Below are 14,694 nucleotides of genomic sequence, written 5' to 3'. Positions count from 1 at the left end.
AGCTGTAAAACCACCCTTATTTTATAATCAGGTATTGTAAAAATTACTCTTTTAAAATTTTTGCCAGTACTTTATCCAGTTTAGCCTTGTCTTTCATGTAAGGCTCAAGGTCGTAAAGTTGTACCGATTTAAAGTGAATCGGGTGGCTCTCGCTTTGTAAAGAAATGTAACCTGAGGTTAATGGTTTGCCATCAACTTTAGCTTTGGGATCATAATTAGAAACACTGCCACCACCAATTTGCGGTTTAGTGTATTCTAGAACTACCTCACCACCTATAATGTGTTTAATTACCGAATCGCCTAAAACTAAAAACTCTGCGGTTACCCACTGGTCGCCGGCATAGGTTTTCGATTTAGAATCTAAACAATGTGGGGTAAATAATTTACCATTATAATTAATTAAGGTGCCTGGTGTACAAACATTGCTGGTATGACGTTCGTGTTCGCCGTCGCCGCCCAAAATTTGTCCTTCAATAGAGATTGGGAAATCCTGGTTTTTTAACATTGTTGCCGGATCCTGGCAGTGCAACATAGCGCCACTGTTTCTAAATGCCCATCCAGGACCACCTTTTACCTGTTCGCCAACAAAACGGTAGGTTACTTTTAGAAGATAAGCCGAAAAAGGTTTTTTGTAAAAAATATGGCCGTATTGATCGTCAAATTCTTTATAACCATCATAACCTACTTTCATTAAGCCATCTTCAACACGGAAAGTATTGGCATAATTTTCTTTGTAATCGTGTTTAGAAATTTTAACGTTCCAGTCTTTTAAGTCTTTTCCGTTGAAAAGATTAATCCAGCCTTTTTGGGCATTGGCACATAACGTTGCAGTAACTAAAAATAATGCCGTTAGGCACATTGATCTTAATTTCATATTTGCATTTGGGTTAGGTGCTAAAAATATGAATTTTTTTCCAATGTATTCAGTTGGCAATTCAGTTTGCAACTGGATTAGGACTATCGATAAATGAACCATTTAACCACTGATGCACGGATTAACACAGAAATTATTTTTTCCAATGTATTCAGTTGGCAATTCAGTTTTCAATTGGATTAAGGCTATTGACTAAATAACAGTAAACAGTTAGCATTTATCAGTTGGAATTGGCTATTGATAAATGAACTATTTAGCCACAGATGCACGGATTAACATAGAGAATGTTTTTTCCAAAGTATTCAGCTGGCAATTATTAGTTTACAGTTAAATCAGGCTATTGGCTATCGACTAATAACCTATAAAACCACAACGTTAACTAATGAGCCAAAAAGGGTTCCACATGGTATAGCGCGAAGGTAAGTTGCTCTTCTTGTGTTAAATCAGTATTGTCTAAAATGATAGCATCTTCTGCTCTAATCAGCGGACTTTCTTTCCGGGTGGTATCGGCATAATCGCGGTGGGCCAGGTTTTCAAAAACTTCTTCCAAAGTGGTATAGTTGTTGCCTTTGCTCTCCAGCTCTTTAAAGCGGCGTTCGGCTCTTATTTTTGGATCGGCTGTCATGAAGAATTTAACCGATGCATGTGGGAAAACGGTAGTGCCGATATCGCGGCCATCCATCACAATGTTTTTCGATTTGCCCATGCGCTGCTGTTGTTTTACCATTTCATGGCGTACAATTTTGTGGGCAGAAACTTCGCTAACATTTTCTGAAACTGGCATTAAACGGATTTCTTCAGAAACTTCTTCGCCGTTCAGGGTAATATGCGATTCGTAATCGCGCGAATGGAAATTTAGTTCAATATGTTGTAAAGCATCTTCAACTTTGGCATCGTTGGTAATATCAATGTGATTACGCAAAAAATATAGGGTAACGGCACGGTACATTGCCCCGCTATCTACATAAATGAAACCTAATTTTTTAGCCAATGCCTTTGCCAGGGTGCTTTTTCCGCAAGATGAATAGCCATCAATAGCTATAACCAAGTTTTTCTTCATTCTGTTACAAAGGTAAAAAAAGCCAATGGGTTTGCTAACTTTTTTTAAATCGATATTCTTTATATTTTTGCCGCATGTTACCTAGCAGAGAAGAAATTTTACGATCAGCCATTTTTAAAACGTCACGTAGCGGAGGTAAAGGTGGGCAAAATGTAAATAAGGTTTCGAGTAAGGTAGAGCTGGTATTTAATGTAGAAACCTTTGAGTATTTTACTGATGAGGAAAAGACTTTGCTTAAAGAAAAGCTGCAAAACCGTCTTGATAGTGAAGGATTGTTGCATATTGTTTCGCAGGAGGATAGAAGCCAGCTGCTCAATAAAGAGAAAACGATTGCAAAACTGATCGATTTGCTGAAAAAGGCACTGATTGTTCAGAAAAAAAGAAAGCCAACCAAAATTCCTAAGGGTGTCATCGAGAAAAGGTTGAAAAATAAAGCTCTTACTGCAAATCGGAAGGAAAGCCGTAAAAAACCTTCAATAGATTAATCAGGGTCTGATTTCAATTTTAGTCCCAATTTTTACGGTAGCATATAGCTCATCAACTTCACTATTGGTTAATGCGATACAGCCATTGGTCCAGTCAAAAAATCTTTGAAATTTGCCGATAAAACCGAAATTGTTTCTGATGCCATGTATTTTAATATCGCCACCTACGGGTTTTCCCAAAAGTTTTGCATGCGTAATATCTTTTGAGTTTGGGTAAGAAACCCCAAGGTTTTTGTGGTAGCCGCTAAATGCATTTTTGGCGTTGATGGTGTACAGGCCTTCTGGCGTTTTTTCATCACCTTCATACGCTTTATGTCCAAGCGGACTATCGCCTAATGAAATTTGATACGTTTTAATCAGTTTGCGTTCTGAATAAGCCAATAATTTCCGGTCTGATTTTTTAACAACGATATAATCGATTTCGGCATTTAAAGGTAATTTCTTTTCAGGATATAAATTGTAAATTACAGCACAGGCAATAAACAACAAAACGGTAAAAAGGATTACTTTTTTCATGTTTTCAAATGGCAATTTGCCTTTTAGGCGTTTTAATCAGGTAATGGATAGCCGACAACAATAAAACAATCTGGCAATTCAGCAATAAATTAGCTCTTCCCAAACCTATAGTACAAGCTTAAACCTCCGTAATTTTGCGCTTTTGCTACACTTTTAACTTCTTTGGTTTTAAAAATGATATTGAAATCGGCAGTAAACCTTCTTGAACTGTAGTTTACCCCAAACTGTTGTTCAAAAACAATGGGTTTAACACCAAAAGTTAATGGACTATTGTCTTTAAACATACTTCCTTGAATGGTAGCATCGTAAGCCACAAAATTGAGTTGCGGTTTAACGTAAAAGAAAAACTCTGAGTTGTTTAAGCTTTTGGTTTTAGAATTTCCAATTACAGCGTTATGGTAGGCGCTATTAAATAACTGATTTAATTTACCAGCCCTGAATAATACCGAAGCACCCAGGCCAGAAAAAGTTGTACCTAAATTGGCATAACCCTGAGCGCTGATATCGGCAATCGGATCTTCGGGTCTGAAAATTAGCTTGCTGTAATTTGCTGCTAAATTTACAGCTACTTCATTTTTAATCTGGTAATCCCAACCAGCCGGAGTGTAAAAACCAACCGTTTTATGTAAAAAACGTTGAGCCGTTTGTGCTAGCGAATTAGGGCCTACTGTACCCAGCTCTACACTGGTTTTTAAAACACTTTCGTTTTTATAAAATACCGAATAGGCCGCACCTGCGTATAAATAACCGGCAAATGGACGGTCCTGATCCTCTTTGTTTGGTACCTGCCCCTAGTAAGGTGTATACATTTTTTGCCCGGCAGAAATTTCGTAGGTTTTTTTCTCTATTTTATCCGATAGCTTTTCGGTGTTTAAAGCCCTGCGGAAATAAATAAATAGCCCATTGGTGTAATAACGGTCGTTTAAAGTAGCCAGATAGGCATCATTTTCGGTTTTAAAACCAAATTCATTCTTAAATGATTGTGCAAAACCGGTTGATACAACCAAACAAAAAACTAAAGCAGCTAAAAGTGATTTCATAAAAAAGTCCCGATGATTATCGGGACTATAAAAGTATTTATTGTAATTGGATTTTTAATCGTTCTCTGTCAAAAGATTATAAATTAGTTTACAATCGGTGCAACTTTAACACTTAAATCCAAAGGTTTTTTCACCTTGTTTTTTGTTAAGGCCAAATCAATCACTTCGCTCATTTCGCTTACGTAGTGGAATTTTAGGTCCTTGATATAGCTTTCCTTAATCTCTAAAATATCTTTGCGATTGCTTTTGCAAAGGATAATTTCTTTGATGTTTGCTCTTTTTGCAGCCAGGATTTTTTCTTTAATACCCCCCACAGGAAGGACTTTTCCACGTAAAGTAATTTCGCCGGTCATGGCCAGGTGTTGTTTAACTTTGCGTTGGGTAAAGGCCGAAGTTAATGCCGTAAGCATAGTTACACCAGCCGAAGGACCATCCTTTGGCGTAGCGCCGGCAGGCACGTGCACGTGTACATCCCAATTATCAAATAAGGTATACTCAATGCCAAATTCTGCAGCATGTGCGCGTAGGTAAGCCAGGGCAATTACAGCCGATTCTTTCATTACATCGCCAAGGTTACCGGTTAAGGTAAGTTTGCCTTTTCCGGGACTTAAGCTCGATTCGATAAATAAAATATCACCTCCAACGCTTGTCCAGGCCAGACCTGTAACCACACCAGCTACTTCGTTGCCTTCGTATAAATCCTTATCATAAATCGGCGCACCTAAAATACGCTCTACATCTTCTGGATTTAAGTTCGCATCGTAAGTTTCTTCCATGGCAATTTTTGTAGCCACACCACGAACCAGTGAACCTATTTTTTTCTCCAAGCCACGCACACCCGATTCTCTGGTGTAATCTTCAATCACCTTCTCAATCAGCGCAGGTTTAAGGGTAATATCTTTGGTTTGTAAGCCATGATTTTCTTTCTGCTTAGGCAAAAGGTATTTTTTGGCGATTTCAATTTTCTCCTCAATAGTATAACCATTTACTTCAATAATCTCCATACGATCTAACAAAGCAGGCTGTATGGTGCTCAAAGAGTTTGCTGTAGCAATAAAAAGGATGTTCGATAAATCGTAATCCATTTCTACATAATGATCGTAGAAAGCATTGTTTTGTTCAGGATCTAAAACCTCAAGTAAAGCCGACGATGGATCACCACGATGGTCGGTTCCCACCTTATCGATCTCATCCAATACGAATACTGGATTATCTGCACCTGCTTTTTTGATAGAAGAAATAATACGTCCAGGCATAGCACCAATATAGGTTTTACGGTGACCGCGGATTTCAGCTTCATCGCGGATACCACCCAACGCCATACGTACGTATTTACGGCCTAAAGCTTTTGCAATCGATTTGCCCAATGATGTTTTACCAACTCCCGGAGGACCAACTAAACATAAAATAGGGGCCTTCATATTTTGTTTTAGTTTCAGTACAGCAAGGTATTCGATAATACGCTGCTTCACTTTTTCTAAACCAAAGTGATCTTTATCCAGGATACGCTGTGCTCTTTTCAGATCGAAATTATCTTTGGTAAACTCGCTCCATGGCAAATCCAAAAGGAGTTCTAAATAATTTAACTGTACCGAATAATCTGGTGCGGCAGGGTTCATTCTACCCAGCTTGTCTAATTCTTTGTCAAAATGTGCAGCGACAGCTTTGGTCCATTTTTTCTTTTTAGCCCTTTCTTGTAAAGCATCAAATTCTAAATCGGCAGAGTTACCACCCAATTCTTCCTGAATGGTTTTTAATTGCTGATTTAAGAAATAATCGCGTTGTTGCTTATCTAAATCGGTACGTACTTTCGATTGGATCTGGTTTCTCAGTTCCAGCATCTGCAGCTCTACCATTAAAAGCTCCATCACTTTTTGTGCTCTTTCCTGCAGTTTGTCCATTTCCAGGATTTTCTGCTTATCGGCCATTTCGGCATTCATGTTTGATGAAATGAAATTGATCAAAAATGAATTGCTTTCGATGTTTTTAAGCGCAATACTGGCTTCGCTCGGAATATTTGGCGAAAGCTGAATAATTTGTGCCGACATCTCGCGTATAGACGCAATAAGGGTTTTAAACTCCTTGTCTGCTTTATGCTTCTGCTCTTCGAATTTTTTAACAACAGCTTTAATGTAAGGCTCGTTCTGGACCTCTTCAATTAAGCTGAAACGTTGCTTGCCCTGTATAATTACGGTGGTGTTACCATCGGGCATTTGCAACAATTTAATGATGTTTGCAACGGTACCAACAGTGTTTAGCTGCTCAAAAGTCGGGTCTTCTATCGATACGTCTTTTTGAGAAACTACGCCAATAATTTTGTTTCCCTTGTAAGCTTCTTTAATTAGTTTAATCGATTTATCTCTTCCAACTGTAATCGGAATCACTACTCCTGGAAATAAAACGGTGTTTCGCAAAGGCAATATGGCCAACGTTTCGGGCGTTTCCTCATTGTTCATTTCCTCCTCGTCTTGTTGAGACATTAGGGGAAAAAACTCTGTATCTTCATTGATTATTGGCATAGCTGTATGGAAATCAAATATATCTTGTTTACTCATTATCACATTTTCCGCTAACGACAAACTGGCAGCTTGATCGTATTCACTTTGTTTAATTTTTATATTAAGTTAACAATTTCAACTCTTGTGCCAAAGTAAAAATTATATTAATGTTATGTTAAAAAGGCAGGGCAATTTAAATATTTCCCTCAATATCATATAATGTATTTTTTTGCGTTTAAGCTAATGTTTGGTCACTTTGTGCCTGAACAAAAGAAATTAAAACTTTTAAATTATCAGAATAGGATTATATTGCAAAAAATTTCTCCTATATATTGTATTGGGCGTTAGATTTGTTAAACTTATTAATCATACATGAACTATTTTAAACAGGCGATTTTAGCACTTATTATTTTTTCATCAACAGGCAGTTTTGCACAGGGTAACTACGAAAGAAGCATGCAGGCAATGATGAAAGGTGATTATAAAACAGCCGCTGCACAATTGGAAAAAGCCAGTGCCAAGACTCCCGACAATGCAAATGTATTGCAGATGCTTGGTTATTCGTATTTCCAGAACCGGGAGTATGAAAAGTGTATTGATACTTATAGCCGCTTACTAGTGATAAAACCAAATGAGGTTTCGGCTTACTACTACCGTGGAATAGCCAGGTTAAAAATTGCCAACGATCCGAAAGAATCGTTAAGTGCCATGCGCGACAATTTTTATCAGGCATCGCTTAAAGATTTTACAAAGGCAATTGAAATTAGTGGTGAAGAAGATACCCAGATGTTTCAGAACCGTGGTTTAGCCTATAAAGACTATGCAATATTTAAATCGTTTAAAGCCAAGAAAAAAGACGAAAAAGCCGCATGCGTAGCTCTTTTTAATAATTCAATTGCCGATTTTCAGAAAGTACTCACTTTGCAACCACTTAGAAAAGATATTATCGATTGGGTAACTTATGATAAGGCACAAATTGCCACTTTAAAATAAAAAAGCTTTTAAAGTAAAAAAAGGAGCCTCGATTCGATCAAGGCTCCTTTTTTATTTCAGTTTTCCAATAATCAGGTATTTTTTCAGTTTTAACAGCCTGATTTTTTGTTGTTTTTTTATCTGGTACAGACTATCGGGAAAGTAGGTTAGGGTATCCTGCGATCGATATAAGATGTTTTTATTATCGATAATAATTTCGACCTTATTAATTTTTAGATCACTCTTTTCAACCACAATTTTTTTTACCGGAATCTTTTTATTGTCTGAAGTATAGACATCTGCACGATTTTTCTGTACAATTTTAAAACTTCCCTTCCACGATGTTTTATTGATATCGGCATTTACAAAAATAGCCAGCTCTTTCTGCCAGTCGGTAATAGTGGTCGATTTATTTTCGGCTTCACCATTTATACTTACTGTTTTTTGTACAGTTGGATTGAGTTTTTGCAAACGCACTATTTCCTTTCCAAAATACCCCTTAATATCAAAATATAAAAAGCTGGTATTTGCTTCGGCAGCTTTCCGTTGGTTACAGGAAAGCAAAGCCAAGGCAAATACCGCGATATATCGTTTTTTAGTCATTATACTAAAACGTTTCCAGTCATTTCTGCAGGAATGTCAACACCTAAAATCCTTAAGACAGTAGGGGCGATGTCGCCTAGTTTACCGTCAGCAATGGTTTTGTAGTCATTATCGATTAAAATACATGGAACCAGATTAGTCGTGTGGGCAGTGTTAACAGAGCCATCGCCATTTACCATATATTCTGAGTTGCCATGATCTGCCAAAAGGATAAATGAATAGCCATTTGCAAGTCCGGTTTTGACTACAGTTTCTGCACACTTATCGGCAGTTTCTACTGCTTTTACTACAGCTTCGAAAACACCGGTATGACCAACCATATCAGGGTTTGCAAAATTTAAACAGATAAAATCTGCCCAACCGGTTTCCATTTCTTTGGTAATGGCATCGGTAATTCCTGCAGCGCTCATTTCTGGCTGTAAATCGTAGGTTGCCACTTTTGGCGAAGGAATTAAAATGCGTTTTTCGTTTGCAAATTCAGCTTCCCTGCCTCCAGAGAAAAAGAAAGTAACGTGTGGATACTTTTCTGTTTCAGCAATCCGGATCTGGTTTTTATTGTTATCGGCCAAAACTTCGCCAATGGTTTTGGTCAGGTCATCTTTGGTGAAAATTACATTTACTTTTTCAAAACTTTCATCATACGTAGTCATGGTTACATAATACAATGGCAGTTTGTGCATTTGTTGCTCAGGGAAATCTTTTTGCGTTAGCGCAGTGGTAATTTCACGACCTCTATCCGTACGGAAGTTAAAGCAAATCACTACGTCATCAGGTTGGATAGTAGCTACCGGAGCACCGTTATCCTGTGTAAGTACAACAGGTTTTAAGAACTCGTCGGTAATATTTTCATCGTACGATTTTTTGATGGCAGCCAAAGCATCCTGTGTTTTTTCGCCAATACCGTTAACCATTACATCATAAGCCTGTTTAACACGTTCCCAACGGTTGTCGCGGTCCATAGCGTAATAACGGCCAACTAAAGTAGCTAATTTGGCACCTGTATTTTGAATGTGGTTTTGTAAATCGGCAATAAAACCTAAACCTGAGTTCGGGTCAGTATCGCGGCCATCTAAAAAGGCGTGTACATAACTTTTTACGGTCGATTCGTTCGCAGCATCGCAAAGTGCTTTTAAATGTTCGATATGTGCATGTACACCACCGTTTGATACCAAACCGATAAAATGCACTGCTTTGTTGTTCTTTTTAGCGTAATCGAATGCGTTTACTAAAACAGGGCTGTTGTGCAGCTCGCGGTCGGCAATTGCTTTGTTTATTCTGCCCAGTTCCTGGTAAACCACGCGGCCGGCACCTAAATTCATGTGACCCACTTCCGAGTTTCCCATTTGTCCGGCTGGTAAACCTACGGCCTCACCAGATGCTTCAAGCTTAGAATTTGGATAATTCTGTAATAACGAATCGAAAAAAGGAGTGTTAGCAGCATAGGCAGCATCAGAATTATCTTGTTTTCCGTAGCCCCAACCATCTAGAATTATAAGCGCGAGTTTTTTATTGTTTACCATCTTTATTTAAAAAATTATTGATCAGCTTAAAACATTTTTACCTTAAACCTGTTTTAGTGTTTTGTTTATATGGCAAATATAACTTTATTGGATGTTATACAAATTAAGAAATCCTTTTTTTGATATGCTAATGGCATAATTTTAGCTGTACGCTTCTGTATAAAATACAGAAATGATCCGGAGCTTATTCTTATTAATCTTTAGTTTATCATCATTATACCGTCCCACAGCTATGCAGGCTGATATTATTGATGATTTGTCGTCGTATTTTAAGGCGGGCAATGCGAAAGAAATTGCCAAAAATTTTGCCTCTACCATCGAACTGATTATTGTTGATGAAGAAGATGTATACTCAAAAGCACAGGGTGAACAGATTTTAAGAGACTTTTTTATCAAGCATCCGCCCACCAAAACAAGTATTTTTCATAAAATTAATACCAACCCCAATTACCGTTTTGGCGTAGTTATTTTGAGTACCCCCAAAGAAACTTTCAGGGTTTCGATTACCATGAAAAAGTTTAATACTGCGTTTTCTATTACTGAGCTGAGAATTGAGCCAGCCAAGGATTAAATTCCTGCTTTCAACCATTCAGAATATCTTTATATCCATCAGTAAATTGTCTGCTAACAAATAATTCTTATTTTTGCGACATTAAAATCTACATTTTGGATACTCAACTTATACATCAATTCATAAAAAACGCCCTTACTGAAGATGTTGGCGATGGTGATCATACCTCCTTATCAACCATTCCTTCGGGCACACAGGGAAAAGCAAAACTGATTATTAAAGAAGATGGTATATTGGCAGGGATAGAGCTTGCTTTAGCCATTTTTAAGGAGGTAGATGCTGAATTAAAAGTTGATGTATTGTTGCACGACGGCGATGCAGTTAAAGTTGGAGATATTGCGCTTACCGTTTCCGGAAGTACCCATGCAATCCTGATTGCCGAGCGTTTGGTGTTAAATTGCATGCAACGTATGAGTGGCATTGCTACTAAAACGAATCACATTGTTGCTTTACTGAAAGCTACCAAAACAAAAATCTTAGATACCCGTAAAACTACGCCTGGCCTGCGCTATTTAGAGAAATGGGCTGTGAGAATAGGTGGAGGTGTAAATCACCGTATAGGCCTTTACGATATGATTTTGATTAAAGATAACCACGTTGATTATGCAGGCGGGATCTCGAACGCGATTAAGGCAGCTCAACAATATCTTTCCAATCAAAATAAAAACCTCCAGATTGAAATTGAAGTACGGAATTTAGACGAGCTGAAACAGGTTTTAGCCATTGGTGGTGTAGACCGCATTATGCTCGATAACTTCAATTTCGAAAACCTTAGGGCAGCCGTAGCATTAATTGATGGTGAATTCACTACTGAAGCATCAGGAGGCATAACCGAAGAGAATGTTGCCGAGTATGCGGCATGCGGAGTAGATTTTATTTCAATGGGCGCACTGACACACTCTGTAAAGAGCCTGGATATGAGTTTAAAAGCATACTAAAGTGATTTGCGCTAAAATTAAAAGCTTATTTTTTGTATCATTGTAGGCTATGGTTACGGTTTATTCGCTCAGTGCTTTATTATTAGCTTACCTTTTTGGATCGATACCAACAGCTGTATGGCTTGGTCAGGCCTTTTATGGCGTTGATGTAAGGGAATATGGCAGCGGTAATGCGGGTGCTACCAATACTTTTAGGGTATTGGGCAAGAAAGCCGGTATTGCCGTAATGATTATCGATATTGCAAAAGGTTATACTGCAACCAATCTGGCTTACTTAATCGGTTTATCTGTAACCGGGCCACAAAATTCTGCACCATTTGTAAATTACCAGCTTGCCTTAGGCGTAACCGCAGTAATGGGACATTTATTTCCTGTTTTTGCCGGATTTCGCGGAGGGAAAGGAGTTGCCACACTTTTTGGAATGATTTTGGCAGTTAACTTCGAAGCATCTATGCTTTGTGTTCTGGTTTTTGTTATTGTATTGCTGATTACGAAATATGTTTCATTAAGCTCCATCTGTGCAGGGTTTACCTTTCCGCTCAGTGTAGTTTTTCTTTTTCAGGTTTCTATAAAATCGGAAGTACTATACGGAATGGTAGTTTGTGTACTCATTTTAGTCACCCACCAAAAAAACCTCGAAAGATTGCTTAAAGGCAAAGAATCTAAAGTGTATCTGTTTAAGAAAAAAAGCTAATTAATTAACAAGTACATAATCAAAAACTTATTTTCAATATTCCTGTTAATATGGATATTACAGATAAGGGACGGGTATCATTAACGACAGATTTTTGAAACAATTCTTACTCCCGTTTAAAAAGGGAAGTGGAATGATTGTTCAATAACCATTGAAAACTAAATTTATAACAAATGAAAAAGCTATTTTTAACAGCAAGTGTAGCTGGTGTTTTACTGTTTAACTCTTGTTCTACAGTGCCTTTAACCGGTCGTAGCAGGTTTGATCTGGTAAGCAACGATCAGGTTTTGCCAATGGCATTTCAAGCATATAATACCTTTTTAACAGAAAATAAAACGACGGTTTTGCCAGCATCTAATGCGCAGGCCTTAAAGGTGAAAACCATAGGTAGCCGTTTAATTACGGCTGTAAAATCATACATGAACAGTAATAACTATGGTAATTTAATTGCCGATTACCAATGGGAAGTGAATGTGGTACAAAACAATGAAAAAAATGCCTGGTGCATGCCCGGTGGCAAAATTGTGGTGTATACCGGAATTTTACCAGTAACGCAAGATGATGCCGGTTTAGCTACGGTAATGGGGCATGAAATTGCGCACGCCATTGCTGGTCACTCGGCCGAGCGTATGTCGCAGGAAATGGTAGCACAAGGTATAGGTGCAGCGGCAGGTGTGGCCTTATCTAAAAATCCAAAAACACAATCCATCTTCAATACGCTTTATGGTGTAGGTACACCGGTTGCCATGCTTAAATTTAGTCGTAACCAGGAGTTGGAGGCCGATCGTTTAGGTTTAATTTTCATGGCTATGGCCGGTTATAATCCACAAAGTGCAACCAGTTTCTGGAACAGGATGTCGGCTGCCTCAGCTGGAGCACAAAAGCCGGCTGAATTTTTAAGCACACACCCTAGTGATGAAACGCGTATTGCACAGATTCAAAAATATTTGCCCGAAGCACAACAGTACTATAAGAAGTAAGGTATAAGGCTTAAGGTCGAAGATAGAAAGGTGGAAGGTTTGGCATGATGCATAAACTTTCCACCTTTTTTATTTAGGGAAAAATGGCGTTTATTAATTCGTTTGGCGTTTAGCGTCGGTTGACAGATTAGACTGGAGTTAGCTATGAACTAATGAACAATTGAGCCAATAAACCAACTACCCACCTAAAACCTTCAAAATGGCACTAGCTTTAAGTAAACATTCTTCATATTCTTTCTCGGCATCGCATTGATAGGTGATGGCTCCACCCACCTGAAAGGATAGGTATTTTGACTCGGCATTAAATAATATGCTGCGGATAACCACGTTAAAATCGAAATCTCCATCCGGGCTTATACAGCCAAAAGAACCTGAATAAATACCGCGTTTGGCCTCTTCGTATTGTTCAATAAGCTGCATGGCTTTAACTTTAGGAGCGCCGGTCATAGAGCCCATTGGGAAGGCATTTTTAATGGCATCGATAAAATGAATATCCGGATCGAGCTCACAGCTAATGGTCGAGATCATCTGGTGCACCTGCGGAAAGCTGTATATGCCAAAAAGCTCATCAACCTTCACCGTGCCTTTTACAGCCGATTTAGTAAGATCGTGACGTACCAAATCAACAATCATTACATTTTCGGCCTGCTCTTTAATATCGTTTCTTAAAGCCTGTTTAATCTGCTCATCTGTATCGGGATTTGCACTGCGTTTTGCTGTTCCTTTAATTGGTTGCGATATTAATCGATTGCCGCGTTTGCACATAAACCTTTCTGGCGTAGCCGATAAAATATACTGGTTGTACACTTTAAAGTAACCGGCAAATGGGGTTGGCGAAAGCTGGTTCAGCGCTTCAAAAGTTCCAATAGGATTGATCTGCGCATTTTCTGCAAAAAACTCCTGGCAAAAATTAACCTCATAAATATCGCCACGAATGATGTGGCTTTTTAAGCTTTCAATTTTGCTGATATATTGCGCTTTTGAAATTTTTTGATGGATGTTTAATATAACAGGAGAATTTTCTGTTTGGAGCTGAAAAATACTGATTTCATCTAAAATGGTCCGATCACCAATTAGTATTTCAGTTTTACCATTTTTAAAAGCAATCAGGTATTCTGGAATAAAGAAATATAAATCCGGGAAGTTTAATTGATCAGCATGATTAGATTGCAGATTTTCCGTTTCGTTTTTAAGATCGTAACTGAAAAAACCGAAAAGCCATTGCTTATTGATCGATTGAAATGTTTTTAATTGATCAAAAGCAGTGCCTGAGGTGCATTTTAGTTCGCTTTGCACTCCTGCTGCAATAACAAAATCATAGGCCGAGTAAGCGTCTTTATATTGATTGGAATCAAGAAAGCAGCAAACATCGAACTGGTTAGCCCAGTGTAGTGCTTTTTGTTTAAAATCTGATATGTTTTGTAGGGTTTCCAAGCTGCGGCAAAGGTAAAAATAGCGCTGGTAATTGTAAGCAATTAATTTTTATCTTTTTGAAAAGCTATAATCTTCGTTGCAACGAGGATTGATGAGGACAGTGATTATATTGCTAATATATTCGAAAATTTCTTATAATTGATTCTGCATTGGTTTGGTCTAGACAATTTCCAAACTGCTTTTTATCAATTTTTAATCGAATTTAATAATTGATCGTGGGTTATGCAATTGCCATTTTTAAATTCCTTTTCTGCGGCTAACAGCTCGTTATTGTATTGCTCTGTGCTTAGGTTCAAATTTTCTTTTTTGCCTTTCATAAAGACCTTAAGCATTTTAACAACAGAATTTTTTTCAACATTGTCTAGCTGAGTAAAATAATTGAGCATTTCGTTTTCTAAGGTAGTTGCCATAATAAAATGTTTCTAATCAAAAATAATCAAATGATAAGCAAATAATTGAGTTAGCTTACTGTAAAACAAAAAAGCAATCCGTTTTGGATTGCTTTTTAA

The 14,694-nt window shown here is 37.9% G+C and carries 14 protein-coding genes and 1 pseudogene; 6 read left to right on the top strand and 9 right to left on the bottom strand.

Features of this window, described 5'->3' with window-relative positions; genetic code table 11:
- Positions 1–43: 43 nt before the first annotated feature.
- Complete coding sequence (locus tag DBR40_RS23385) at positions 44–874, bottom strand: DUF1080 domain-containing protein (RefSeq protein ID WP_124562159.1); 831 nt, start codon at positions 872–874, stop codon at positions 44–46.
- 379 nt (positions 875–1,253) lie between these two features.
- Positions 1,254–1,934, bottom strand: a complete 681-nt coding sequence (gene cmk / locus DBR40_RS23380; protein WP_124562158.1) for a (d)CMP kinase — start codon at positions 1,932–1,934, stop codon at positions 1,254–1,256.
- A gap of 74 nt (positions 1,935–2,008) precedes the next feature.
- Here cmk and arfB point away from each other — a divergent pair, with 74 nt between their 5' ends.
- Positions 2,009–2,419, top strand: coding sequence for an alternative ribosome rescue aminoacyl-tRNA hydrolase ArfB (arfB, locus tag DBR40_RS23375; RefSeq protein WP_124562157.1), 411 nt, complete (start codon positions 2,009–2,011; stop codon positions 2,417–2,419).
- Here the strand turns inward: arfB and DBR40_RS23370 are convergent, their stop codons facing one another.
- The 3 genes and pseudogenes from DBR40_RS23370 to lon all read right to left on the bottom strand — a co-directional run bounded on the left by DBR40_RS23370 (position 2,420) and on the right by lon (position 6,530).
- Entirely contained in the window at positions 2,420–2,935 is a 516-nt protein-coding gene (locus DBR40_RS23370) for a murein L,D-transpeptidase family protein (protein WP_124562156.1), read from the bottom strand. It abuts the gene before it with no gap.
- Positions 2,936–3,024: 89 nt separating this feature from the next.
- Positions 3,025–3,975, bottom strand: a pseudogene (locus tag DBR40_RS23365) (lipid A deacylase LpxR family protein).
- Positions 3,976–4,058: 83 nt separating this feature from the next.
- Positions 4,059–6,530 (bottom strand): endopeptidase La, encoded by a 2,472-nt coding sequence (gene lon / locus DBR40_RS23360; protein ID WP_124562155.1) that lies wholly within the window; start codon positions 6,528–6,530, stop codon positions 4,059–4,061.
- 315 nt (positions 6,531–6,845) lie between these two features.
- On the opposite strand from lon, the gene DBR40_RS23355 reads away from it, so the two are divergent.
- Positions 6,846–7,466 (top strand): tetratricopeptide repeat protein, encoded by a 621-nt coding sequence (locus tag DBR40_RS23355; protein ID WP_124562154.1) that lies wholly within the window; start codon positions 6,846–6,848, stop codon positions 7,464–7,466.
- Between the two features lie 51 nt (positions 7,467–7,517).
- Here DBR40_RS23355 and DBR40_RS23350 read toward each other — a convergent pair whose 3' ends face one another.
- Together DBR40_RS23350 and gpmI are read right to left on the bottom strand one after the other, a co-directional pair.
- A complete protein-coding gene (locus DBR40_RS23350; RefSeq protein WP_124562153.1) occupies positions 7,518–8,048 on the bottom strand; it encodes a hypothetical protein in 531 nt (176 codons plus the stop codon).
- On the bottom strand, positions 8,048–9,568 hold the full coding sequence (gpmI, locus tag DBR40_RS23345) for a 2,3-bisphosphoglycerate-independent phosphoglycerate mutase (protein ID WP_124562152.1): 1,521 nt from the start codon (positions 9,566–9,568) through the stop codon (positions 8,048–8,050). The genes DBR40_RS23350 and gpmI overlap by 1 nt, the downstream gene beginning before the upstream one ends.
- 172 nt (positions 9,569–9,740) lie before the next feature.
- On the opposite strand from gpmI, the gene DBR40_RS23340 reads away from it, so the two are divergent.
- The 4 genes from DBR40_RS23340 to DBR40_RS23325 all read left to right on the top strand — a co-directional run bounded on the left by DBR40_RS23340 (position 9,741) and on the right by DBR40_RS23325 (position 12,751).
- A complete protein-coding gene (locus DBR40_RS23340) occupies positions 9,741–10,139 on the top strand; it encodes a DUF4783 domain-containing protein (RefSeq protein WP_124562151.1) in 399 nt (132 codons plus the stop codon).
- 95 nt (positions 10,140–10,234) lie between these two features.
- Positions 10,235–11,077, top strand: coding sequence for a carboxylating nicotinate-nucleotide diphosphorylase (nadC, locus tag DBR40_RS23335; RefSeq protein WP_124562150.1), 843 nt, complete (start codon positions 10,235–10,237; stop codon positions 11,075–11,077).
- Positions 11,078–11,126: 49 nt separating this feature from the next.
- Positions 11,127–11,771 (top strand): glycerol-3-phosphate 1-O-acyltransferase PlsY, encoded by a 645-nt coding sequence (gene plsY / locus DBR40_RS23330; RefSeq protein WP_090772588.1) that lies wholly within the window; start codon positions 11,127–11,129, stop codon positions 11,769–11,771.
- A 173-nt stretch (positions 11,772–11,944) separates the two neighbouring features.
- A complete protein-coding gene (locus tag DBR40_RS23325) occupies positions 11,945–12,751 on the top strand; it encodes a M48 family metallopeptidase (RefSeq protein ID WP_124562149.1) in 807 nt (268 codons plus the stop codon).
- 177 nt (positions 12,752–12,928) lie between these two features.
- Here the strand turns inward: DBR40_RS23325 and DBR40_RS23320 are convergent, their stop codons facing one another.
- Both DBR40_RS23320 and DBR40_RS26770 read right to left on the bottom strand, forming a co-directional pair.
- Positions 12,929–14,185, bottom strand: coding sequence for an anthranilate synthase component I family protein (locus tag DBR40_RS23320; protein ID WP_124562148.1), 1,257 nt, complete (start codon positions 14,183–14,185; stop codon positions 12,929–12,931).
- A gap of 185 nt (positions 14,186–14,370) precedes the next feature.
- Positions 14,371–14,595 carry a hypothetical protein gene (locus DBR40_RS26770; protein ID WP_158674120.1) on the bottom strand — a complete coding sequence of 75 codons (225 nt, stop codon included), beginning with the start codon at positions 14,593–14,595 and terminating at the stop codon, positions 14,371–14,373.
- Positions 14,596–14,694 lie beyond the last annotated feature (99 nt).

The sequence above is a fragment of the Pedobacter sp. KBW01 genome, assembly GCF_003852395.1.
Classification (GTDB): Bacteria; Bacteroidota; Bacteroidia; order Sphingobacteriales; family Sphingobacteriaceae; genus Pedobacter.
The sequence above is the reverse complement of the archived record's forward strand: the minus strand, read 5'-3'. Positions and strand labels throughout refer to the sequence as shown.

Excerpts from the sequence above, each read along its gene's own strand:
- cmk (WP_124562158.1), bottom strand. The coding sequence starts at position 1,934 with ATGAAGAAAAACTTGGTTATAGCTATTGATGGCTATTCATCTTGCGGA.
- lon (WP_124562155.1), bottom strand. The coding sequence starts at position 6,530 with ATGAGTAAACAAGATATATTTGATTTCCATACAGCTATGCCAATAATC.
- DBR40_RS23325 (WP_124562149.1), top strand. The coding sequence starts at position 11,945 with ATGAAAAAGCTATTTTTAACAGCAAGTGTAGCTGGTGTTTTACTGTTT.
- DBR40_RS23350 (WP_124562153.1), bottom strand. The coding sequence starts at position 8,048 with ATGACTAAAAAACGATATATCGCGGTATTTGCCTTGGCTTTGCTTTCC.
- arfB (WP_124562157.1), top strand. The coding sequence starts at position 2,009 with ATGTTACCTAGCAGAGAAGAAATTTTACGATCAGCCATTTTTAAAACG.
- DBR40_RS26770 (WP_158674120.1), bottom strand. The coding sequence starts at position 14,595 with ATGGCAACTACCTTAGAAAACGAAATGCTCAATTATTTTACTCAGCTA.
- DBR40_RS23370 (WP_124562156.1), bottom strand. The coding sequence starts at position 2,935 with ATGAAAAAAGTAATCCTTTTTACCGTTTTGTTGTTTATTGCCTGTGCT.
- DBR40_RS23355 (WP_124562154.1), top strand. The coding sequence starts at position 6,846 with ATGAACTATTTTAAACAGGCGATTTTAGCACTTATTATTTTTTCATCA.
- DBR40_RS23385 (WP_124562159.1), bottom strand. The coding sequence starts at position 874 with ATGAAATTAAGATCAATGTGCCTAACGGCATTATTTTTAGTTACTGCA.
- plsY (WP_090772588.1), top strand. The coding sequence starts at position 11,127 with ATGGTTACGGTTTATTCGCTCAGTGCTTTATTATTAGCTTACCTTTTT.
- gpmI (WP_124562152.1), bottom strand. The coding sequence starts at position 9,568 with ATGGTAAACAATAAAAAACTCGCGCTTATAATTCTAGATGGTTGGGGC.
- DBR40_RS23340 (WP_124562151.1), top strand. The coding sequence starts at position 9,741 with ATGATCCGGAGCTTATTCTTATTAATCTTTAGTTTATCATCATTATAC.